29 protein-coding genes, 1 pseudogene and 10 other annotated features are annotated in these 19,776 nt (G+C 41.9%); of the genes and pseudogenes, 18 read left to right on the forward strand and 12 right to left on the reverse strand.

All coding sequences use genetic code 11. The annotated features are described in order from the left end of the window. Positions 1-2 precede the first annotated feature (2 nt). From mxiA to spa40, 10 genes are all read left to right on the forward strand, one after another. Complete coding sequence (mxiA, locus tag CP0147; protein ID NP_858280.1) at positions 3-2,063, forward strand: Mxi-Spa secretion machinery protein MxiA; 2,061 nt, start codon at positions 3-5, stop codon at positions 2,061-2,063. Positions 2,064-2,075: 12 nt separating this feature from the next. Then, positions 2,076-2,477, forward strand: a complete 402-nt coding sequence (gene spa15, locus CP0148; protein ID NP_858281.1) for an Mxi-Spa secretion machinery protein Spa15 — start codon at positions 2,076-2,078, stop codon at positions 2,475-2,477. 3 nt (positions 2,478-2,480) lie between these two features. Continuing rightward, positions 2,481-3,773, forward strand: coding sequence for an ATP synthase SpaL (gene spa47, locus CP0149; RefSeq protein ID NP_858282.1), 1,293 nt, complete (start codon positions 2,481-2,483; stop codon positions 3,771-3,773). Positions 3,774-3,865: 92 nt separating this feature from the next. Beyond that, positions 3,866-4,204, forward strand: a complete 339-nt coding sequence (gene spa13, locus CP0150; protein ID NP_858283.1) for an Mxi-Spa secretion machinery protein Spa13 — start codon at positions 3,866-3,868, stop codon at positions 4,202-4,204. Further along, positions 4,191-5,069, forward strand: a complete 879-nt coding sequence (spa32, locus tag CP0151; RefSeq protein NP_858284.1) for an Mxi-Spa secretion machinery protein Spa32 — start codon at positions 4,191-4,193, stop codon at positions 5,067-5,069. Before spa13 ends, spa32 begins: the two co-directional genes overlap by 14 nt. A 128-nt stretch (positions 5,070-5,197) precedes the next feature. Continuing rightward, the gene (spa33, locus tag CP0152; RefSeq protein NP_858285.1) at positions 5,198-5,944 is read left to right on the forward strand and encodes an Mxi-Spa secretion machinery protein Spa33; all 747 of its coding nucleotides are present in this window, start codon (positions 5,198-5,200) and stop codon (positions 5,942-5,944) included. A 4-nt stretch (positions 5,945-5,948) separates the two neighbouring features. After that, a complete protein-coding gene (spaP, locus tag CP0153) occupies positions 5,949-6,599 on the forward strand; it encodes a surface presentation of antigens protein SpaP (RefSeq protein NP_858286.1) in 651 nt (216 codons plus the stop codon). A 14-nt stretch (positions 6,600-6,613) separates the two neighbouring features. Next, positions 6,614-6,874 carry an Mxi-Spa secretion machinery protein Spa9 gene (gene spa9 / locus CP0154; protein NP_858287.1) on the forward strand — a complete coding sequence of 87 codons (261 nt, stop codon included), beginning with the start codon at positions 6,614-6,616 and terminating at the stop codon, positions 6,872-6,874. Then, on the forward strand, positions 6,874-7,644 hold the full coding sequence (spa29, locus tag CP0155) for an Mxi-Spa secretion machinery protein Spa29 (RefSeq protein ID NP_858288.2): 771 nt from the start codon (positions 6,874-6,876) through the stop codon (positions 7,642-7,644). Before spa9 ends, spa29 begins: the two co-directional genes overlap by 1 nt. A gap of 6 nt (positions 7,645-7,650) precedes the next feature. Beyond that, positions 7,651-8,679 (forward strand): surface presentation of antigens protein SpaS, encoded by a 1,029-nt coding sequence (gene spa40 / locus CP0156; RefSeq protein NP_858289.1) that lies wholly within the window; start codon positions 7,651-7,653, stop codon positions 8,677-8,679. Between the two features lie 831 nt (positions 8,680-9,510). On the opposite strand, the gene CP0157 is transcribed toward spa40, so the two are convergent. Continuing rightward, complete coding sequence (locus tag CP0157; RefSeq protein ID NP_858290.1) at positions 9,511-10,236, reverse strand: IS600 ORF2; 726 nt, start codon at positions 10,234-10,236, stop codon at positions 9,511-9,513. Beyond that, positions 9,541-10,638, forward strand: a mobile genetic element (partial). (Overlaps the previous gene by 696 nt.) Next, positions 10,272-10,574: an IS600 ORF1 gene (locus CP0158; RefSeq protein NP_858291.1), complete on the reverse strand. Its 303-nt coding sequence runs from the start codon at positions 10,572-10,574 to the stop codon at positions 10,272-10,274. (Overlaps the previous feature by 303 nt.) After that, positions 10,639-10,891 (reverse strand) — a mobile genetic element (partial). Between CP0158 and CP0159 the strand changes: the two genes are divergently transcribed. The 3 genes from CP0159 to CP0161 all read left to right on the forward strand — a co-directional run bounded on the left by CP0159 (position 10,660) and on the right by CP0161 (position 11,227). Further along, entirely contained in the window at positions 10,660-10,848 is a 189-nt protein-coding gene (locus tag CP0159) for an IS600 ORF2 (protein ID NP_858292.1), read from the forward strand. It overlaps the preceding feature by 189 nt. Beyond that, positions 10,860-11,024, forward strand: coding sequence for an IS1294 transposase (locus tag CP0160; RefSeq protein ID NP_858293.1), 165 nt, complete (start codon positions 10,860-10,862; stop codon positions 11,022-11,024). After that, positions 10,920-11,382, forward strand: a mobile genetic element (partial). It overlaps the preceding gene by 105 nt. Beyond that, complete coding sequence (locus CP0161) at positions 11,039-11,227, forward strand: IS1294 transposase (RefSeq protein NP_858294.1); 189 nt, start codon at positions 11,039-11,041, stop codon at positions 11,225-11,227. (Overlaps the previous feature by 189 nt.) On the opposite strand, the gene CP0162 is transcribed toward CP0161, so the two are convergent. Continuing rightward, entirely contained in the window at positions 11,207-11,563 is a 357-nt protein-coding gene (locus CP0162) for a hypothetical protein (protein ID NP_858295.1), read from the reverse strand. The two genes, CP0161 and CP0162, sit on opposite strands and share 21 nt — an antisense overlap. After that, positions 11,439-12,608 (forward strand) — a mobile genetic element (partial). It overlaps the preceding gene by 125 nt. Then, positions 11,574-12,439, forward strand: a sequence feature (Similar to Shigella flexneri IS1294 transposase ref: NP_085231.1 (399 aa). BLAST with identity of 98% in 286 aa. This CDS has been truncated. The sequence has been checked and is believed to be correct.). Its footprint overlaps the feature before it by 866 nt. On the opposite strand from CP0162, the pseudogene CP0163 reads away from it, so the two are divergent. Then, positions 11,574-12,439 (forward strand): annotated as a pseudogene (locus CP0163). (Lies within the feature at positions 11,439-12,608; overlaps the previous feature by 866 nt.) Here CP0163 and CP0165 read toward each other — a convergent pair. From CP0165 to CP0170, 5 genes are all read right to left on the reverse strand, one after another. Further along, positions 12,551-12,844, reverse strand: a complete 294-nt coding sequence (locus tag CP0165) for an IS3 ORF2 (protein ID NP_858298.1) — start codon at positions 12,842-12,844, stop codon at positions 12,551-12,553. Beyond that, positions 12,607-12,841: a mobile genetic element (partial), on the reverse strand. Its footprint overlaps the gene before it by 235 nt. A 60-nt stretch (positions 12,845-12,904) precedes the next feature. Further along, positions 12,905-13,120 (reverse strand): IS3 ORF1, encoded by a 216-nt coding sequence (locus CP0166; protein ID NP_858299.1) that lies wholly within the window; start codon positions 13,118-13,120, stop codon positions 12,905-12,907. Continuing rightward, positions 12,972-13,176: a mobile genetic element (partial), on the reverse strand. Its footprint overlaps the gene before it by 149 nt. After that, on the reverse strand, positions 13,174-13,578 hold the full coding sequence (locus CP0167; RefSeq protein NP_858300.2) for a hypothetical protein: 405 nt from the start codon (positions 13,576-13,578) through the stop codon (positions 13,174-13,176). It overlaps the preceding feature by 3 nt. A gap of 551 nt (positions 13,579-14,129) precedes the next feature. Continuing rightward, complete coding sequence (locus CP0168) at positions 14,130-14,846, reverse strand: hypothetical protein (RefSeq protein ID NP_858301.1); 717 nt, start codon at positions 14,844-14,846, stop codon at positions 14,130-14,132. A gap of 1,016 nt (positions 14,847-15,862) precedes the next feature. Then, complete coding sequence (locus CP0170; RefSeq protein NP_858303.2) at positions 15,863-16,237, reverse strand: hypothetical protein; 375 nt, start codon at positions 16,235-16,237, stop codon at positions 15,863-15,865. Between CP0170 and CP0169 the strand changes: the two genes are divergently transcribed. The 4 genes from CP0169 to CP0173 all read left to right on the forward strand — a co-directional run bounded on the left by CP0169 (position 15,936) and on the right by CP0173 (position 17,580). Continuing rightward, positions 15,936-16,364 carry a hypothetical protein gene (locus CP0169; RefSeq protein NP_858302.2) on the forward strand — a complete coding sequence of 143 codons (429 nt, stop codon included), beginning with the start codon at positions 15,936-15,938 and terminating at the stop codon, positions 16,362-16,364. The two genes, CP0170 and CP0169, sit on opposite strands and share 302 nt — an antisense overlap. Further along, positions 16,316-17,622 (forward strand) — a mobile genetic element. It overlaps the preceding gene by 49 nt. After that, positions 16,370-16,696: an IS629 ORF1 gene (locus tag CP0171; RefSeq protein NP_858304.1), complete on the forward strand. Its 327-nt coding sequence runs from the start codon at positions 16,370-16,372 to the stop codon at positions 16,694-16,696. Its footprint overlaps the feature before it by 327 nt. Further along, positions 16,911-17,318 carry an IS629 ORF2 gene (locus CP0172; RefSeq protein ID NP_858305.1) on the forward strand — a complete coding sequence of 136 codons (408 nt, stop codon included), beginning with the start codon at positions 16,911-16,913 and terminating at the stop codon, positions 17,316-17,318. Further along, positions 17,287-17,580: an IS629 ORF2 gene (locus CP0173; protein NP_858306.1), complete on the forward strand. Its 294-nt coding sequence runs from the start codon at positions 17,287-17,289 to the stop codon at positions 17,578-17,580. The genes CP0172 and CP0173 overlap by 32 nt, the downstream gene beginning before the upstream one ends. On the opposite strand, the gene CP0174 is transcribed toward CP0173, so the two are convergent. The 4 genes from CP0174 to CP0177 all read right to left on the reverse strand — a co-directional run bounded on the left by CP0174 (position 17,583) and on the right by CP0177 (position 19,738). Next, positions 17,583-17,813, reverse strand: coding sequence for a transposase (locus tag CP0174; RefSeq protein NP_858307.1), 231 nt, complete (start codon positions 17,811-17,813; stop codon positions 17,583-17,585). Before the next feature lie 152 nt (positions 17,814-17,965). Continuing rightward, positions 17,966-18,348: a mobile genetic element (partial), on the reverse strand. Beyond that, on the reverse strand, positions 18,058-18,414 hold the full coding sequence (locus tag CP0175) for an IS91 orf (RefSeq protein ID NP_858308.1): 357 nt from the start codon (positions 18,412-18,414) through the stop codon (positions 18,058-18,060). (Overlaps the previous feature by 291 nt.) After that, positions 18,345-18,867: a mobile genetic element (partial), on the reverse strand. It overlaps the preceding gene by 70 nt. Further along, positions 18,414-18,836, reverse strand: a complete 423-nt coding sequence (locus CP0176; RefSeq protein NP_858309.1) for an IS91 ORF2 — start codon at positions 18,834-18,836, stop codon at positions 18,414-18,416. It overlaps the preceding feature by 423 nt. The genes CP0175 and CP0176 overlap by 1 nt, the downstream gene beginning before the upstream one ends. A gap of 631 nt (positions 18,868-19,498) precedes the next feature. Beyond that, positions 19,499-19,738: a reverse transcriptase gene (locus CP0177; protein NP_858310.2), complete on the reverse strand. Its 240-nt coding sequence runs from the start codon at positions 19,736-19,738 to the stop codon at positions 19,499-19,501. Positions 19,739-19,776: the final 38 nt, after the last annotated feature.

The following is a 19,776-nucleotide window of genomic DNA, read 5'->3' on the forward strand; positions in this document are numbered from 1 at the left end:
AAGTGATCCAGTCTTTTCTTAAGCAAGTAAGTACTAAGCCTGAATTAATTATATTAGTGCTTATGGTTATGATCATTGCTATGTTGATCATACCATTACCTACATACCTTGTTGATTTTTTAATAGGGCTTAATATTGTACTTGCTATTCTCGTTTTTATGGGATCATTTTATATTGAAAGAATATTGAGTTTTTCTACATTCCCTTCGGTTTTGTTGATAACGACATTATTTCGTCTCGCTTTATCAATAAGTACTAGTCGACTAATTTTAGTTGATGCGGATGCGGGTAAAATTATTACTACATTTGGCCAGTTTGTCATTGGTGATAGTCTGGCTGTAGGTTTTGTTATTTTTTCAATAGTAACTGTTGTGCAGTTCATTGTTATAACAAAAGGATCTGAAAGGGTTGCGGAGGTAGCTGCTCGCTTTTCTCTTGACGGTATGCCGGGGAAACAAATGAGCATTGATGCGGATTTAAAGGCTGGAATTATTGATGCCGCAGGAGCTAAAGAAAGACGCAGTATTCTGGAACGTGAGAGTCAATTGTATGGTTCATTTGATGGAGCAATGAAGTTCATTAAAGGTGATGCAATTGCTGGCATCATTATTATTTTTGTCAATTTAATAGGAGGTATTTCTGTTGGTATGAGTCAACATGGAATGTCCCTATCTGGTGCATTATCTACTTATACCATACTAACTATTGGTGACGGATTGGTCTCTCAGATTCCTGCTCTGTTAATTTCTATAAGTGCAGGATTTATCGTTACAAGAGTTAATGGTGATAGCGATAATATGGGACGTAACATAATGTCCCAGATATTTGGGAATCCTTTTGTTCTCATTGTTACATCAGCTCTTGCCTTGGCGATAGGGATGTTGCCAGGTTTTCCGTTTTTTGTTTTTTTCCTGATAGCAGTTACTTTGACGGCTTTATTCTATTATAAAAAGGTCGTAGAAAAAGAAAAAAGTCTGTCTGAGTCTGATTCTAGTGGCTATACTGGTACATTTGATATTGATAATAGCCATGACTCATCTTTGGCAATGATAGAAAATCTGGATGCTATTAGTTCAGAAACCGTTCCTTTAATTTTATTATTTGCCGAAAATAAGATAAATGCAAATGATATGGAAGGTCTTATTGAAAGGATAAGAAGTCAGTTCTTTATTGATTATGGTGTCAGGCTTCCAACTATTTTATATAGAACAAGCAATGAGCTTAAGGTCGATGATATTGTTTTGTTAATAAATGAGGTGCGTGCCGATAGTTTTAATATATACTTTGACAAAGTGTGTATTACAGATGAAAATGGAGATATAGATGCTCTAGGTATTCCTGTTGTTTCAACTTCATATAATGAACGTGTTATTTCTTGGGTAGACGTTTCATATACAGAAAATCTAACTAATATTGATGCTAAAATTAAAAGTGCTCAAGATGAATTTTATCACCAGTTGTCACAAGCTTTATTAAACAACATAAATGAGATTTTTGGTATACAAGAAACAAAAAATATGTTAGATCAGTTTGAAAATCGGTATCCTGATCTATTAAAGGAAGTCTTCCGACATGTGACTATACAGAGAATTTCTGAGGTATTACAAAGATTGCTTGGAGAAAATATTTCTGTTCGCAATTTAAAACTTATTATGGAGTCTTTGGCGCTTTGGGCTCCCAGAGAAAAAGATGTCATAACATTAGTTGAACATGTCCGTGCATCACTTTCTAGGTATATTTGTAGTAAAATAGCTGTTTCTGGTGAGATTAAAGTTGTGATGCTTTCCGGATATATTGAGGATGCAATAAGAAAAGGGATAAGGCAAACCTCTGGTGGCTCTTTCTTGAATATGGATATAGAGGTTTCGGATGAGGTAATGGAAACTTTAGCACATGCTTTGAGAGAATTGAGAAATGCAAAAAAAAATTTCGTTCTTTTGGTATCAGTAGATATACGTAGGTTTGTTAAAAGACTTATAGATAACAGATTTAAGAGTATACTCGTTATATCGTATGCTGAGATTGATGAAGCATATACCATTAATGTATTAAAGACTATTTAGTGAGGTTTAAATATGAGTAACATTAATTTAGTTCAATTAGTTAGAGATAGTCTTTTCACGATTGGTTGTCCTCCATCAATTATTACAGATTTAGACAGCCATTCAGCGATTACCATTTCTTTGGATAGTATGCCTGCTATTAATATAGCTCTTGTCAATGAGCAGGTTATGTTATGGGCTAATTTTGATGCACCAAGTGATGTAAAACTTCAGTCATCTGCTTATAACATATTAAATTTAATGTTAATGAACTTTAGTTATAGCATTAATGAGCTGGTAGAGCTTCATCGTTCTGATGAGTACTTACAGTTAAGAGTTGTTATTAAAGATGACTACGTTCACGATGGGATTGTTTTTGCAGAGATTCTGCATGAGTTTTATCAGAGGATGGAAATCTTAAATGGGGTCTTATAATCAATGAGCTATACAAAATTGCTCACTCAATTATCTTTTCCTAATAGAATCTCGGGGCCAATCTTGGAAACAAGTCTTAGCGATGTTTCGATTGGTGAGATTTGTAACATTCAGGCTGGAATTGAAAGTAATGAAATTGTTGCAAGAGCTCAGGTTGTAGGATTTCATGATGAAAAAACAATATTAAGCTTGATTGGAAATTCTCGTGGACTTTCACGGCAAACGTTGATTAAGCCCACTGCCCAGTTTCTTCATACGCAAGTCGGCCGTGGATTATTGGGAGCAGTAGTCAATCCTTTAGGGGAGGTTACTGATAAGTTTGCTGTTACAGATAACAGTGAAATTCTTTATCGACCTGTAGATAATGCTCCTCCGCTATATAGTGAAAGGGCTGCAATTGAGAAGCCTTTTTTAACAGGTATTAAGGTTATTGATTCTTTACTCACGTGTGGTGAAGGACAGCGAATGGGGATTTTTGCGTCAGCTGGTTGTGGCAAAACTTTTCTCATGAATATGCTCATTGAACATAGTGGTGCTGATATATATGTTATTGGGTTAATTGGTGAGCGAGGTCGAGAGGTTACTGAAACGGTTGATTATTTGAAAAACTCTGAGAAAAAAAGCAGGTGTGTTTTAGTATATGCAACTTCGGATTACTCTTCGGTTGATCGTTGTAATGCTGCATATATAGCCACTGCTATAGCCGAATTTTTTAGGACTGAAGGACATAAAGTAGCGCTTTTTATTGATTCATTAACAAGGTATGCCAGAGCATTACGTGATGTGGCCTTAGCCGCTGGAGAATCACCTGCCAGAAGAGGCTATCCGGTTTCGGTTTTTGATAGCTTACCCAGACTTCTTGAAAGGCCAGGAAAGTTAAAGGCAGGTGGCTCTATTACTGCATTTTACACTGTTCTTTTGGAGGATGATGATTTTGCTGATCCATTAGCTGAAGAGGTAAGATCCATTTTAGATGGACATATATATTTGAGCAGAAATCTAGCCCAAAAAGGACAATTTCCTGCAATTGATTCCTTAAAAAGTATAAGCAGGGTATTTACACAGGTTGTTGATGAAAAACATCGTATTATGGCCGCTGCATTTCGGGAGCTACTTTCTGAAATAGAAGAGCTAAGGACAATTATTGACTTTGGTGAATACAAACCGGGGGAGAATGCCTCTCAGGATAAAATCTACAACAAAATATCTGTTGTTGAGAGTTTTCTGAAGCAAGATTATCGACTCGGTTTTACTTATGAGCAGACAATGGAGCTTATTGGTGAAACAATTAGATAAGGTTTTAAAAATCAAAGATAAATATCAACGGTCTGTTAAATTAATTGAAGCACACATATTAACACTAAAAAAAAAACTCTTTGTATCGAGATGTGGAGGCATTAGATAAAAGGATTATATACTTCCTGCAACTGGAGAATGACTTAGAACCTGTAGGCGCTCAGAGTGTTAGTCAGCTTTTCAATACAAGACGTAAGATCGCTATAGTAAAAAAGCATATTATCCAATATCAGTCTGAACGAATTCTTCTAAAGGGAAGAATTGAAGAAATTCAAAAAGATATTGATGAGGCAAATGCTTCTAAAAGAAAACTGCTTCATAAAGAGAGTAAAATATGTAAACGGATTGGCTTGATTAAAAGAAATAACTTTGCCAAACAGTTGATACTTGATGAGTTATCACAAGAGGATATGAAGTATGGCATTAGATAATATAAACCTAAATTTTAGTAGTGACAAACAGATAGAAAAATGTGAGAAACTATCTTCAATAGATAATATTGATAGTCTCGTTTTGAAGAAGAAGAGGAAGGTTGAAATTCCTGAGTACTCTTTAATTGCATCTAACTATTTTACTATTGATAAGCACTTTGAACATAAGCATGATAAAGGAGAAATTTATAGTGGCATTAAAAATGCGTTCGAACTTAGAAACGAACGAGCGACATATTCTGATATTCCAGAATCAATGGCCATTAAAGAAAATATTTTGATACCAGATCAAGATATCAAAGCAAGGGAAAAAATAAATATCGGCGATATGAGGGGGATCTTTTCATATAATAAGAGTGGAAATGCAGACAAGAACTTCGAAAGAAGTCATACTTCTTCTGTAAACCCTGATAATCTGCTAGAATCTGATAATAGAAATGGTCAAATTGGTTTAAAAAATCATAGCTTGTCTATTGATAAGAATATTGCTGACATCATTTCTTTACTAAATGGAAGTGTTGCTAAATCATTTGAGCTGCCTGTAATGAATAAAAATACTGCAGACATAACCCCATCCATGTCATTGCAAGAAAAATCAATAGTTGAAAATGATAAAAATGTTTTTCAAAAAAATAGTGAAATGACTTACCACTTTAAACAGTGGGGGGCTGGACATTCTGTTAGTATTTCAGTGGAGTCTGGTTCTTTTGTTCTAAAACCGTCAGATCAATTTGTAGGAAATAAACTTGACTTAATTTTGAAACAAGATGCTGAGGGTAATTACAGATTTGATAGCAGTCAACATAATAAGGGGAATAAAAATAATAGTACAGGATATAATGAACAGAGTGAAGAAGAATGCTAAGAATTAAACATTTTGACGCTAACGAATAAATACAGATTTTATATGCAAAGCAACTCTGCGAGCGTTTTTCGATTCAGACATTCAAAAATAAATTTACAGGCAGTGAAAGTTTAGTCACTCTTACTTCCGTGTGTGGGGATTGGGTAATTCGTATTGATACATTATCTTTTTTGAAAAAAAAATACGAGGTATTTTCAGGATTTTCTACACAAGAATCTTTACTGCATTTATCAAAATGTGTCTTTATAGAGTCGTCATCTGTATTTTCGATTCCAGAACTGTCTGATAAGATTACTTTCCGGATCACGAATGAAATCCAGTATGCAACTACTGGGAGTCATTTATGCTGTTTTTCCTCTTCTTTAGGTATTATTTATTTTGACAAGATGCCGGTATTACGTAATCAAGTTTCTCTTGACTCATTGCATCATCTTTTAGAGTTTTGCTTAGGTTCATCTAATGTAAGGCTGGCTACTTTAAAAAGAATTCGCACTGGTGATATAATCATAGTTCAGAAACTTTATAATTTATTATTGTGTAATCAAGTTATTATTGGGGATTATATTGTGAATGATAATAATGAGGCAAAAATTAATCTGTCAGAAAGTAATGGTGAGTCAGAACACACAGAAGTTTCTTTGGCATTATTCAATTATGATGATATCAATGTAAAAGTGGACTTTATTCTTTTAGAAAAAAATATGACAATCAATGAACTAAAAATGTATGTAGAAAACGAATTATTCAAGTTTCCCGATGACATAGTTAAACATGTAAATATTAAAGTAAATGGTTCTTTGGTTGGGCATGGGGAACTTGTTTCTATTGAGGATGGTTATGGTATCGAGATTAGTTCTTGGATGGTAAAGGAGTAATCTCATGCTGAGTGACATGTCCCTCATCGCTACACTTTCTTTTTTTACGCTATTACCATTTTTAGTTGCTGCTGGTACCTGTTATATAAAGTTTTCTATTGTTTTTGTAATGGTACGAAATGCACTTGGTTTGCAGCAGGTTCCATCAAATATGACTCTCAATGGTATTGCATTGATTATGGCTTTGTTCGTGATGAAACCCATTATTGAAGCTGGTTATGAAAATTATCTAAATGGCCCTCAAAAATTTGATACAATATCTGATATTGTCCGTTTTTCTGATTCTGGCTTGATGGAATATAAGCAATACTTGAAAAAGCATACAGATCTTGAGTTAGCACGTTTTTTCCAAAGGTCTGAAGAAGAAAATGCTGATTTAAAGAGTGCAGAGAATAATGATTATTCATTGTTTTCCCTCTTGCCTGCATATGCGCTAAGTGAAATCAAAGATGCGTTCAAAATAGGTTTTTATTTATATTTGCCATTTGTTGTTGTTGATCTTGTTATTTCAAGCATTTTACTTGCACTTGGTATGATGATGATGAGTCCAATCACAATATCAGTACCAATAAAACTTGTATTATTTGTTGCGCTTGATGGGTGGGGTATCCTGTCTAAGGCCTTGATTGAACAATATATCAATATTCCTGCTTAGATGATGGAGGTAATGTGTCTGATATAGTTTATATGGGTAATAAGGCTCTTTATTTAATCCTTATCTTTTCCTTATGGCCAGTAGGTATAGCTACGGTTATTGGATTATCTATTGGTTTGTTACAGACAGTGACTCAACTCCAAGAGCAGACACTTCCTTTTGGTATAAAGCTTATAGGTGTCTCAATATCTTTGCTACTTCTTTCTGGATGGTATGGTGAGGTTTTATTGTCTTTTTGTCATGAAATAATGTTTTTAATTAAGAGTGGGGTTTGATGGACATTTCAAGCTGGTTCGAAAGTATTCATGTGTTTTTAATACTCCTGAACGGCGTTTTTTTTAGATTGGCTCCATTATTTTTCTTTCTTCCATTTTTAAATAACGGTATAATTTCTCCATCTATTAGAATACCTGTGATTTTTCTTGTTGCATCAGGATTAATTACTTCTGGTAAGGTAGACATAGGTTCTTCTGTTTTTGAACATGTTTATTTCCTTATGTTCAAGGAAATAATTGTTGGCCTCCTTCTCTCTTTTTGCTTGTCTCTTCCCTTTTGGATATTTCATGCTGTTGGTAGCATTATTGACAACCAGCGTGGGGCAACGCTTAGTAGTTCAATTGATCCTGCCAATGGTGTTGATACGTCTGAGTTGGCAAAATTTTTCAATCTTTTTTCTGCAGTTGTATTTCTATACAGTGGTGGTATGGTCTTTATTTTAGAATCCATACAATTGTCTTATAATATATGCCCGTTATTTTCTCAATGTTCTTTCCGTGTCTCAAATATCTTAACATTTCTGACTTTATTGGCAAGTCAGGCTGTTATTTTAGCCAGTCCTGTTATGATAGTATTGTTACTATCAGAAGTATTACTTGGTGTATTATCGAGATTTGCTCCGCAGATGAATGCTTTTTCCGTATCATTAACTATTAAAAGTTTACTTGCAATATTTATTATTTTCATCTGTTCTTCTACTATTTACTTTTCTAAAGTTCAATTTTTCCTCGGTGAACATAAATTTTTCACAAATCTATTTGTTAGATAAAATATTATGGCAAATAAAACAGAAAAGCCGACACCTAAAAAACTAAAGGATGCCGCAAAAAAAGGACAGTCATTTAAATTTAAGGATTTAACGACTGTTGTTATTATTCTGGTAGGGACATTTACTATAATATCATTCTTTTCCTTAAGTGATGTAATGCTCTTATACAGATATGTAATAATTAATGACTTCGAAATTAATGAGGGTAAATACTTTTTTGCAGTGGTTATTGTCTTTTTTAAGATAATTGGCTTCCCACTTTTTTTCTGTGTTCTTTCGGCTGTGTTGCCAACATTGGTTCAAACAAAGTTTGTTCTTGCGACTAAAGCTATCAAGATTGATTTTTCAGTATTAAACCCTGTTAAAGGGTTAAAAAAAATATTTAGTATAAAGACAATAAAAGAATTTTTCAAAAGCATTCTGCTTCTTATTATTCTAGCATTAACAACCTATTTCTTTTGGATTAATGACCGAAAAATAATTTTTTCTCAGGTGTTTTCTAGTGTTGATGGCTTATATCTTATTTGGGGGAGGCTGTTTAAGGATATAATATTATTTTTCTTGGCATTTTCTATTCTTGTTATTATTCTTGACTTTGTGATTGAGTTCATTTTATACATGAAAGATATGATGATGGATAAACAGGAGATAAAAAGAGAATATATAGAGCAAGAGGGACACTTTGAGACAAAGTCGAGAAGGCGTGAGTTGCATATCGAGATTCTTTCAGAGCAGACTAAATCTGATATACGTAATTCAAAATTAGTGGTAATGAACCCGACTCATATTGCAATTGGTATTTATTTTAATCCAGAAATAGCGCCTGCACCTTTTATTTCTCTCATTGAAACTAACCAGTGTGCCTTGGCTGTCAGAAAATATGCAAATGAAGTTGGTATACCGACTGTGCGTGATGTGAAATTAGCTAGAAAACTATATAAAACACATACAAAATATAGTTTTGTTGATTTTGAACACTTGGATGAAGTCCTACGTCTTATTGTTTGGCTTGAGCAGGTTGAAAACACTCATTAATAAGTAAAGGAGATGTGTTATATGGGAGTTAATTTCTGTAATAAAATAGGTATTGATCAGTCTGAATTTGAAATAGAATCTTCCATCATTAACTCCATTGCTAATGAGGTATTGAACCCAATATCTTTCCTTAGCAATAAGGATATAATAAATGTTTTACTCAGAAAGATTTCATCTGAATGTGACCTGGTTAGAAAAGACATTTATCGTTGTGCTCTGGAGTTGGTCGTTGAAAAAACACCTGATGATTTATAATCATTCATAATAACTCTTTTGCTGATATAAATATTTTTGTTGAAGATATTTATGTAGTCACAGGATCAATTGTAGAAAATTGTTATGTTTTTGTTAGGAACTGCACTAAATAATATATGATAAGACAGCAAAAACGACTGACCATAATCCTTCTTTTATTAGGAGTTGATAAGAGAGACTATTCATCCTGTAATGTTAAAACTCTGTTATATAGTATTCGCGATTATGCAAAGTCTGTAAATGATCATGAGATACTAACCGAGAGTAATCGTTTATTATCTCATTGCATTTCAGATAGTAACGGAGCTTTCTTTAAAAGTAGTAAATACGTTCCCCTTAAGTACTTACGTAAAAGGAGAATAGCACGAAAGATACCAAATGATTAGCACTTTGCTAGTAAGCTTGCTGGTAAACTATATTGACCGTTGGGTTTGTTTTGAGACTGTAATTTAAATTGTGTAATTGCCTGTTTTTGATATGTTTACTCCAACAACGGAGACAGGTAAATTATGGACGAAAAGAAGCTTAAAGCCCTTGCGGCTGAACTGGCTAAAGGCCTCAAAACTGAGGCCGACCTCAATCAGTTTTCCCGTATGCTGACGAAATATCCCGGCTCTTAAAACGATAGTGGCTCAGGCTTTCATTTTTCAGCGTTCCCCAGAAGATTTCCATCGGAGCGTTGTCGTAACAGTTACCTTTACGCGACATTGATGTTTTCAGACCAGACTGCTCCTGTATGACCCGGTAATCGTATGCGCAGTACTGTGAACCTCGAGCGGAGTGGTGGATTAGCCCGGCAGGTGGGTGCTGGCTCCTGAGCGCCATAAACAGGGCTTTACCCGTCAACTCTTTCGTCATGCGCTCTCCCATGGCGTAACCGACAATTTCGCACGTATAAACATCTTTGACGCCAGCGAGATACAGCCATCCTTCCCGGGTGGCAACATACGTTATATCTGCGACCCAGACCTGATTAGGTGCTGTGGGCGTAAAGTTCTGATTCAGCAGATTCGGCGTAACCGGCAGATTGTGGTCAGAGCTTGTGGTCGCCCTGAACTTGCGTTTCTGCTTACAGTGCAGCCTCAGCTCCTTACGAAGACGTGCCAGTCTGTCACGACCGACGATAATTCCGTTATCTGCCAGCTCCGTCTGGAGCCGCCGGGTTCCATATGTTTCGCGAGTGCGGATATGTGCCACCTTAATCTCCAGTTTTAGCCGCTCATCACTTTGTTTTCTGTCTGAGGGGGCATGCTGTACCCGGTCGTAATAACCGCTCCTGGATACACCAGGTACCCGACACATCGCTTCAACAGGGAATTGTTGTCGCCATTGTTCGACTAACGCGTATTTTTCAGCGACTCCTGTGCAAAATACGCTGTTGCTTTTTTTAATATATCTCGCTCAAGTCGTGCTTCATTTAAAGCCTTACGCAGTTGCATAACTTCAGATTCCAGCTCAGCCACTGTGCGGGAGCCTGGTGTATTGAGCCCTTTTCTTGCGGCGGTAACCCATTGTCCTAAAGTGCCTTCAGGAACAGATAATCGGGAAGCGCCTTCACTGATCGAAAGCTGATTTTCAGGAACCGTTTTGACGGCTTCGGCTTTAAACTCCGTAGAGTAACGTTGGGTTTTTCTGCTCATTATTGGCTCCTTCTGATGCCATTCTATTTCAGGAAGGAGTGTCCGTTAAACTCAGGCTACCTCAAACTGTTACGACAACGCTCCGATGGAAAGCTTCTGGGGAACGCTGAAAAATGAAAGCCTGAGCCACTATCGTTTTAAGAGCCGGGATGAGGCCATCTCAGTAATACGGGAATACATTGAGATTTTCTACAATCGTCAGCGTCGTCACTCTCGTCTGGGGAATATCTCCCCGGCAGCCTTCAGGATAAAATATTATCAGATGACTGCTTAGAAAAAGAACAAATGGTGGTGTCCGCTATTGCCAGTACACCTCAGGCCATGTGCGCGGTAACTGACCGGGCTGAACCACGGCAGCCTGACGGCTGCAAATTGAAAACTGCCCCTGTTCGTCCTGGTGTTGCCGCACGCTCCGCAGAATATGTATGCTCTGAGGACCTGTTTTATTAAGGACTCATCCTCTTATGTTGACCCGCAAAAGTATAGATACCGTTCTGCTCTCTGTTGGTGCTGAGAAGCTCTCACAACGTGAATGGGACTGGATGAAGATGCTCAAACCCATGGACCCACCACCTGCGATGGTCGCGGCCTCCATCCTGGAGCGCCGTGGCGACACAGCAGCCCTTACCCGGCTACAGGATACCGGGGGTTAATCCGTCCTCATGTTGTCCGCTTTTACTCCCCGCCCGCTGAAACGTCTGTTCACGGCCAACCAGTGCTGGACATCCTTCCTGGATGCGGGCGGTCTGCGCGATATCGAGGTTGAGGCTGTCACAAAAATGCTGGCCTGCGGCACGCGGATACTGGGCGTGAAGCATATACATCTGCGATAAACCTGAGTGCCCCCACGTCAGATACGTCACTAACTCATGCGGCAGCCGTGCCTGCCCGTCCTGCGGAAAAAAGGCCACAGACCTGTGGATAGCGACACAGCTGAATCGTCTTCCTGACTGCGACTGGGTACACCTGGTCTTCACCCTGCCGGACACGCAGTGGCCGGTGTTCGAAAGCAACCGGTGGCTGCTGAATGACGTGTGCCGTCTGGCGGTGGAGAATCTGCTGTATGCCGCCCGGAAACGGGGGCAGGAACCCGGTATCTTCTGCGCCATCCACACGTATGGCCGTCGTCTCAACTGGCATCCGCATGTACATGTGTCTGTAACCTGTGGAGGTCTGAATAAGCATGGTCAGTGGAAAAAGCTGAGCTTCCTGAAAGACGCGATACGTTCGCGGTGGATGTGGAATATGCGGCAACGGCTTCTGAAAGCGTGGTCAGAGGGGCTGGCGATGCCGGAGTCGTTGTCACATATCACGACGGAATCACAGAGGAGAAGCCTGGTGCTGAAAGCCGGAGGAAAATACTGGCATGTGTACATGTCGAAAAAAACGGCCGGCGGGAGGAATACGGCGCGCTACCTGGGTCGTTATCTGAAGAAGCCGCCGATAGCGGCCTCCCGGCTGGCACATTACAACGGAGGGGGAGCCTGAGCTTCCGTTACCTGGACCACAAAACGGGAGAAACGGCGACGGAAACGCTGACACAGCGTGAGCTGGTCGCGAGGCTGAAACAGCACATCCCGGAGAAGTTTTTTAAGATGGTGAGGTACTTCGGGTTCCTTGCCAACCGGGTGTGTGGAGAGAAGCTGCCGCAGGTGTACCGTGCTCTGGGGATGGATAAACCGGAACCAGTGGCGAAAGTGTGCTATGCACAAATGGTGAAACAGTTCCTGAGTCGTGACCCGTTCGAATGCGTGCTGTGTGGCGGCCGGATGGTATACCGCCGGGCCATCGCGGGACTGAATGTGGAGGGGCTGAAGAAAAACGCGCGGGATATCAGTCTGCTGAGGTATATGCCGGCCTGACACAGGCTAAGTGTGCCCGGGAATCGGTGCAAGTATAAAAAACAGCCTGTTGCGGTATAAGAATCGACCATGCAGAGAGAGAAAACACCGGAGTGGAGGGAAAAGCAGAAAAGCTCACGTGGCATAAGGCGTGGACAGCGGTATCGTCTGGTTTTTCAATTTCCTATACGTGAACTTCCGGGAGGCCTTTGCCCTCAGCCCCTGACGGCGCAGGCTTGCCGCCACGGTTTTTACGTTAAAGTGGTAACCCTGAGCACGCAGTTCATCCGTCAGGCGTGGTGCACCGTAACGCTGTTTTGACCGGGTAAAGGCCGCCGCGAGGACAACGCTGTCGCAGTGCTGACGGAACTGCTGACGAGGGCTTATTCCTGTCCGACGCTGACACCACGTATACCAGCCGCTGCGCAAAGTATGTCGCGGCCTTTTGGAGGATAGCCAGTTCCTCTGCCTGCTCCGCCAGTTGCCGCTTCAGGCGGGCAGTTCACTTTCACGCTCAGACGAGGTCATCTGTTGCTGCAGTTTGCTGCGCCACGCATAGAGCTGAGATTCATACAGGCTGAGTTCACGGGCTGCGGCAGCAACACCGATGCGTTCAGCAAGCTTCAGGGCTTCACTGCAAAATTCAGGCGAATTCTGTTTACGTGTTTTTTTGCTGGTTGATACTGTTTTTGTCATGTGAGTCACCTCTGACTGAGAGTTTACTCACTTAGCCGCGTGTCTACTATTGCTGGGTAAGATCACATCTCATCGCTTACAGCCACTACAGGACGTTTCCGTATCCTGTGAATTATCATCCCACGTGGACTGCATATATTTTTAATACACACAACCCCTCTTCCAGCCACATGCAGTGTCGAGGTGGTCCCGCAGATTCCGTATACCCGACACCCTGCACGGGTTCCGAGTATCTGTACTCCCGGTGGTTTATCAGAGTAATAGTAGTCACTGTTACATTCGACCCAGCTCTTTCCCCCGGGGGGATGCGGGACCACTCGGAAATACACCCCATATGGTCCGTGCACATTAATCTCCGCATAGCAATGTTCTGTTGAATTACGTGGCATAGCCAGTAAAGTCTCTTTTGCAGCAGCGGGTACCGCATACCACATACACATTAGTGCAACTATCAGCGCAGTATTCATTTTCATTGTCACTTTCCGTTACTGGTGCTGTCCGTCACAGCACCTCATGTCCTGCGGACAGGGCAAGCTGACCGGCCATAACAACTTTCAGTTCCATCAGGGAAGTGGAAGCTAGACGCCGGACAATCAAATCCCGCCGGCGGTACACCTTCTTCGCAGCAGAGTTGTTCAGTCAACATGAAAGTGACAGACAGTGTCACCACGATGCAGCATCAGTATGACGGTGAATCGCCGGTCGTAGTTTTTGTTCTTTGTTTTATAGGGAGCTTTCTGCATCAGGCATCGTTCATCACGGGGTATTGGTGCAATGCTCGGCATCACTCAGTCCGGCTGGTGATTTGTGATGTTTGGCAATTTATCTGATTACATAATCCGGACTGAGTCCCCCCTGAGTGTTTTACTGTTCCGAGCACTTATTTAGTAACTTTCTTGCATAGTTGTTTCTGGCTTTAATTGTGCTGCCCTAAGGTTTGTTTCTCAGTATGACAGCTCAATACATATACTTCGAACGCATTATATATTCATTTAATTCACTTTGTGGGAGAGGATTATTACTTTCTGACATAAACATCATTGATTTCATAAAATCCCGACTGTTCTGTATTAAATATTAAGAATCTGTTACTGTCATCTTTAAATGAACTAGATAAAACGAGCCGTGAATCATAACGAGCAAGAACATAATACCAACTATTATTATAACAAAGCATCTGATATTCTTTTTTTAATTGAGGTTTATACCAGCCAACAAGAAAGGAAAAAAACCAAAAATAAACCAAAAAACCAGCCATAATTAACTTAATGCGGTGTTCTCTAACAAAAGGGATATCTGAAAAACATGATACAGAAAAGATCCGTCCATATATACGAATTATTATTGAAATAACCAATGAACTAATAATGAATGAAAGTGATAATGGAAGTATGAAATATTGTTTGAGAATTAAAAGTTCGAATATTACAGGGAAAAACAGTAGGGTAATAGCAAAAAATAGTCTAAAAAAACTCAAGTCTTGTATTTTACTTCTTTTCTTTATAAGAAGAAAAAATAAAATACCAATCCCCCAACCGGTAAAAAGTATACCCATTACTATGATAGCATAGAGTAAACTTCTGGCAACATCATCCAAACCTGCACCAACAACCCACCATGGAAATCCATAGTAAAAAGAGGTTCCCCAGCCATAAGAATAAGCACTGACCCACCCTACACATCCCATATAGGCGATGAATAATGAAGAATTTCTAAGCAATGAATTGTCATTCATAAGAAACTAACTGATAATGTAAAAAATATTCGAGATAAAAGTTGATCTTTTAATTTTCATGCTAGGAAATTAACAATAATATCATTGTTAATGCATATTTATCATATCAAAATACTCTGCAGAATGCTACTATCAAAACCAGACAAGTGAACAAAACTTGGTCAACATTTAGTAACGCTAGTTGGTAATGTCTTCAATCGATAGAAGTTTCTGGTAATCTACTGGTATTCAAACAGTTAGGGCTCATACAGCTTGCTGGACCTTCCCCATAACCGCCCGAACGTGAAGGTCTGATGTGTTGCAAGAGAGCCGGATGCGGGAAATCTGCAAGTCCGGTTCGATGAGAGGGACGTTGTTTTTACTTGTTGTTGATGAAGACTTTCATTATTGAACAGAATGATAATATTGTCTAAACAAAACATTAAATCTCATAATTCTTTGTAGAAAACGCTTTTCTTGAAATTAAAAATAAGTAGAATCAGCAGTCTCATTATAATAACAGACAATGTCATGCTCTCGCCCGTTCCGGTAATAAACGGAGCGGGCTATCTTTTTGGAATATTTATGGCCCACAATCCAGTTTTCATAAATACGATTCATTCCATTCTTCGTTTTTTCTGAGCATTGCGTTCATAATGGTCAGCAACTTACGCATACAGGCAACCAGTGCCACTTTTTTGGCGTTTCCGGCTGCAAGTAGGCGCATGTAAAACGCCTTTATCACCAGATTAAACCGGGGGGGGCCTCAAGCGCCGCCATGTACAGAGCTGTTCTTCCCCAGCACAATCACCGAAAATGGTTCGTCGACCGCGCAGAGTTCCCGAGTCCCGGTTTACCTGAGCAACACCGACAAGTGCGCTGATTTCACGTCTCGAGAGGCTGCTCGATTCAGGCATTTCCGCCAGCAATGCTGCGGCAGTCATGGCTCTAACACCTCAGACGTTCAGTAAGCTCTTTAAAGTAACTCTGAATGTGCCTGTTCATATCTGGGTCTTCCCCGATCATGGTGGGAAGGCTTAGAACGCTATATTCAGTTTCCCATAGTGGAACATCACTCCCAGCTTAAAGCGCTCCCGGTTGCGGTAGCCCTTGGCTTTTATTCTCAGCAGCCTGATCTTGCTGTTCAGTGCTTCCGCATTTCCGTTTGATACGCCATGGCGCATGGCGTTCAGGATACCGTACAACCTTTTCCCTATCGTTTTAGCCACATTCTTCATCATGGGGACGTCACTGTTGGCCGCAGCCATCTCTGCCAGTCGTTGCGTCTTTCCTCGCTCCATGGTCTGCTCCAGATATCCTTTGCCAGTTCTTTCAGCGCCCAGCACAGGCTCGTCAGCTTCATCTGTGCACGCAGCCATATCAGCTTTTCCTGCCTGGATTCGGTCATCCATTTATCGCTGTGCTGCCACAGGAAGCGAGTTCCCTTTGCCTGACGACGACTTTCAACAGGAAGATGCGGATGTTCATTCTGAACCGCCCCGGGAATCCTGGAGACTAAACTTCCTGAGAAAGAGGTAAACAGGATGACTAAAAATACTCGTTTTTCCCCCGAAGTCCGTCAACGGGCAGTCCGTATGGTTCTGGAAAGTCAGGGCGAATATGACTCACAATGGGCGACAATTTGTTCCATTGCTCCAAAGATTGGCTGTACGCCGGAGACTCTGCGTGTCTGGGGTCGCCAGCATGAGCGGGATACCGGGGGCGGTGATGGAGGGCTCACCACCGCTGAACGTCAGCGTCTGAAAGAGCCGGAACGTGAAAATCGTGAACTGCGCCGCAGTAACAATATCCTTCGCCTGGCTTCCGCTTATTTTGCAAAGGCGGAGTTCGACCGCCTCTGGAAAAAATAATGCCACTGCTGGATAAGCTGCGTGAGCAGTACGGGGTCGGACCGGTATGCAGTGAACTGCATATTGCCCCGTCAACGTATTACCACTGTCAGCAACAGCGACATCATCCGGATAAACGCAGTGCCCGTGCGCAGCGCGATGACTGGCTGAAGAAAGAGATACAGCGCGTATACGATGAAAATCACAAGGTATACGGTGTAAAGTCTGGCGTCAGTTGTTACGGGAAGGTATCAGAGTGGCCAGATGCACTGTGGCACGTCTCATGGCGGTTATGGGACTTGCCGGTGTTCTCCGGGGTAAAAAGGTCCGTACGACCATCAGCCGGAAAGCCGTTGCCGCAGGCGACCGCGTAAACCGTCAGTTCGTGGCAGAACGACCTGACCAGCTGTGGGTGGCTGATTTTACTTACGTCAGCACATGGCGGGGCTTCGTCTATGTGGCGTTCATCATTGATGTGTTTGCCGGATACATCGTGGGGTGGCGGGTCTCATCGTCCATGGAAACGACATTCGTGCTGGATGCACTGGAGCAGGCGTTATGGGCCCGTCGACCGTCCGGCACGGTCCATCACAGTGATAAAGGTTCTCAGTATGTATCGCTGGCCTTGCACACAGCGGCTTAAGGAAGCCGGATTACTGGCATCAACAGGAAGTACAGGCGACTCGTATGACAACGCGATGGCGGAGAGCATCAATGGTCTTTACAAAGCGGAGGTAATACACCGTAAGAGCTGGAAAAACCGTGCAGAAGTGGAACTGGCCACACTAACGTGGGTGGACTGGTATAACAATCGACGATTGCAGGAAAGGCTGGGCCACATCCCTCCGGCAGAAGCAGAAAAAGCTTATTATGCTTCCATCGGAAACGATGATCTGGCAGCCTGAGTTCACAGATAAAACACTCTCCAGGAAAACCGGGGCGGTTCATTCTGGCGGGTTTTATCCACCACCTCACCCGGTTGTTTCGCCACATGAAAGCGATCGAAGGCTATTTTCTCAACCGCATTGGGTAAGTGGATGCGCGCTGCTCTTATATAGCCTGCATTCATGTCCATCGATAGGAATTTAAATCCCCAAAAGATTAAAAAAGCACCGAAGAATGCGCGTTTATTCAACACAACCTGATCATCAAGTAATCGGTATAGACACTTAATATTGCTTACATTGATTGATTCAATGTATCTCTGATGGTTTTTTGCTCCGTTCCCCTCAACATGGACGCAACTTCCCCTCTGCGACTCTCAGCCGCCCCACCGTATTCGAGCCAGCTGCTCATGCATCATAACCTGCTCTGCCAGACGGTAACCCCTCTTCAGCCCCGTAAACCGCATCTGACCTCCGCGCAGCTCGCACTTCAGCGGGTCAACCTTCAGTCACTGCTGATACATCCCTCTCCTTGTGATTTGCCTCGCCGTTTTTCTCACTGTCTCCGTTATGGCGTACACCACATCTTCCAGTAATCGCCGCTTCACCGGACTCAGGACCCCGTATCACCATCCGGAACCCCTTATCCGCCACATGCCAGGAGAACCTTTCCATAAACTCGTCGCCACTCATCACAAGGTTTTCTTCTCGTTTTGTCCGGTGGCTGTTGTAACGCAGGCCAATTTCATCCTGACCGGCATAATGTTCCAGGCGGCTCATCTGCACCGGCTGCTTCTCCAGCCAGTTAAGCCATCGGTTTCCCTGCTGAAAAATATCGGCAAAACGGGGAAGCATCAGAAAGGCGGAATAACGCCATCCGGCCAGTGAACCGTACCGCATTCAGGGCAATACATGCCGTCGGCGTTGATACCGGCAGGAATTGTCGCAAATTCCCGCTCCGTGCAGCGGGCAATTTCCGGATACCCTTCGTCATCAACACGTACAAACCAGAAGACCAGTTTTTTGTTTCCGGCATCCACAAAGAACGGAATATTCAGGTCTGCGCAACACTCAACGGCATCGTCAAAATTATCAAAGCGCAGAACCTCAGCTTCTTCTTCGTCAAAAAAATCATCTTCGTGAAGTTTTACGACATAGCGGAGGAGTTTGCTTCTTTGAGGTGCAGGTTTTCGTTTGCGTGGTTTAGCTGAACGGGCCATATAACTACCTGAAAGACAATGATATTGTCTGTTTTTATAACGGTAATCACAGGCCATGACAAGCCGCAGCCGTCAGGCCGCCTACTCGGGGCGGTTTAGAACGCTTATTTAGTACCAGATCTTACTTATAATAAAGGGGCTTGGCAGTTTGGATAAACTATTGTCCTTATTCCACTAATACAAACTTTTTGTAAAGTATATTAAATATACTTCATTTCATACTGAAATCCCCGGAAGTATTCAATCAAACAATTACACCATAAAAGGAAGAGGGGGCCCCAATTAAGTTGTCAAGCATGTTTACTGCGCAATCGCTTGGTGCTCCGTCCCTGTACCCCGCATTGGTACTCTGGCGCTCATGGGGCTTCCACTTGCGCTTCTCCCTTCACATCGGGGTGACAGGTCCACGTTCCCCACAAGAGCCTGAATCGACTTCACGCCGCTTTTATGCCGGATGCCGCGCAGGCAGTAAACATATCCCACAGGAACGACTCCACCATTGTTTTGACATCATCTATATGCTTTCGACACATCATCAGCGGTTCACTTTCGTTCGTCTCTTCGAACCATACCTGATCGGCTCACGTCCGACCTTTTCCCATCTCGCTCACCACCACATCTCTTAAATGCAGCAGCAGTGGATGGTTTGGTGCCTGCGCCTGCACGCCGACACCAAGGGGCCTTCCCTCATCTCTTGTGCTGCATGGCTGCACAGGGACTCACGTCCCCAGGACGCGCCTTCGTGGCACACAGTCATCGGCATAGCAACAGTAAGCAACGGCAGGTTTCCATTGCCAGTTTTCTTTGACAGCAGTACTTCGGCCTCGCTGGATACTGTGATTCCAGTACCAGCGATCCTTTCTGGCTTTTCCACTCAGGTAGCGTTTATTCAGATACTGGTCGAACTCATTCAGTATGATGTTCGACAGCAACGGCGAGATCACACCGCCCTGTGGCATACTTTCACTGACCGCCCGGAAGAGACCAACATCAACAC

This window comes from Shigella flexneri 2a str. 301 (assembly GCF_000006925.2).
GTDB lineage: Bacteria > Pseudomonadota > Gammaproteobacteria > Enterobacterales > Enterobacteriaceae > ECMA0423.

What these genes read in the sequence shown, in the direction of transcription:
- spa15 (NP_858281.1), top strand. Translation starts at nt 2,076, where the DNA reads ATGAGTAACATTAATTTAGTTCAATTAGTTAGAGATAGTCTTTTCACG.
- spa47 (NP_858282.1), top strand. Translation starts at nt 2,481, where the DNA reads ATGAGCTATACAAAATTGCTCACTCAATTATCTTTTCCTAATAGAATC.
- spa32 (NP_858284.1), top strand. Translation starts at nt 4,191, where the DNA reads ATGGCATTAGATAATATAAACCTAAATTTTAGTAGTGACAAACAGATA.
- spaP (NP_858286.1), top strand. Translation starts at nt 5,949, where the DNA reads ATGCTGAGTGACATGTCCCTCATCGCTACACTTTCTTTTTTTACGCTA.
- spa29 (NP_858288.2), top strand. Translation starts at nt 6,874, where the DNA reads ATGGACATTTCAAGCTGGTTCGAAAGTATTCATGTGTTTTTAATACTC.
- spa40 (NP_858289.1), top strand. Translation starts at nt 7,651, where the DNA reads ATGGCAAATAAAACAGAAAAGCCGACACCTAAAAAACTAAAGGATGCC.
- CP0157 (NP_858290.1), bottom strand. Translation starts at nt 10,236, where the DNA reads ATGTGTCGGGTACCTGGTGTATCCAGGAGCGGTTATTACGACCGGGTA.
- CP0158 (NP_858291.1), bottom strand. Translation starts at nt 10,574, where the DNA reads ATGAGCAGAAAAACCCAACGTTACTCTACGGAGTTTAAAGCCGAAGCC.
- CP0159 (NP_858292.1), top strand. Translation starts at nt 10,660, where the DNA reads ATGGAAAGCTTCTGGGGAACGCTGAAAAATGAAAGCCTGAGCCACTAT.
- CP0160 (NP_858293.1), top strand. Translation starts at nt 10,860, where the DNA reads ATGGTGGTGTCCGCTATTGCCAGTACACCTCAGGCCATGTGCGCGGTA.
- CP0161 (NP_858294.1), top strand. Translation starts at nt 11,039, where the DNA reads ATGTTGACCCGCAAAAGTATAGATACCGTTCTGCTCTCTGTTGGTGCT.
- CP0167 (NP_858300.2), bottom strand. Translation starts at nt 13,578, where the DNA reads ATGAATACTGCGCTGATAGTTGCACTAATGTGTATGTGGTATGCGGTA.
- CP0168 (NP_858301.1), bottom strand. Translation starts at nt 14,846, where the DNA reads ATGAATGACAATTCATTGCTTAGAAATTCTTCATTATTCATCGCCTAT.
- CP0170 (NP_858303.2), bottom strand. Translation starts at nt 16,237, where the DNA reads ATGGATGACCGAATCCAGGCAGGAAAAGCTGATATGGCTGCGTGCACA.
- CP0171 (NP_858304.1), top strand. Translation starts at nt 16,370, where the DNA reads ATGACTAAAAATACTCGTTTTTCCCCCGAAGTCCGTCAACGGGCAGTC.
- CP0173 (NP_858306.1), top strand. Translation starts at nt 17,287, where the DNA reads ATGTATCGCTGGCCTTGCACACAGCGGCTTAAGGAAGCCGGATTACTG.
- CP0175 (NP_858308.1), bottom strand. Translation starts at nt 18,414, where the DNA reads ATGCTTCCCCGTTTTGCCGATATTTTTCAGCAGGGAAACCGATGGCTT.
- CP0176 (NP_858309.1), bottom strand. Translation starts at nt 18,836, where the DNA reads ATGGCCTGTGATTACCGTTATAAAAACAGACAATATCATTGTCTTTCA.
- CP0177 (NP_858310.2), bottom strand. Translation starts at nt 19,738, where the DNA reads ATGCCACAGGGCGGTGTGATCTCGCCGTTGCTGTCGAACATCATACTG.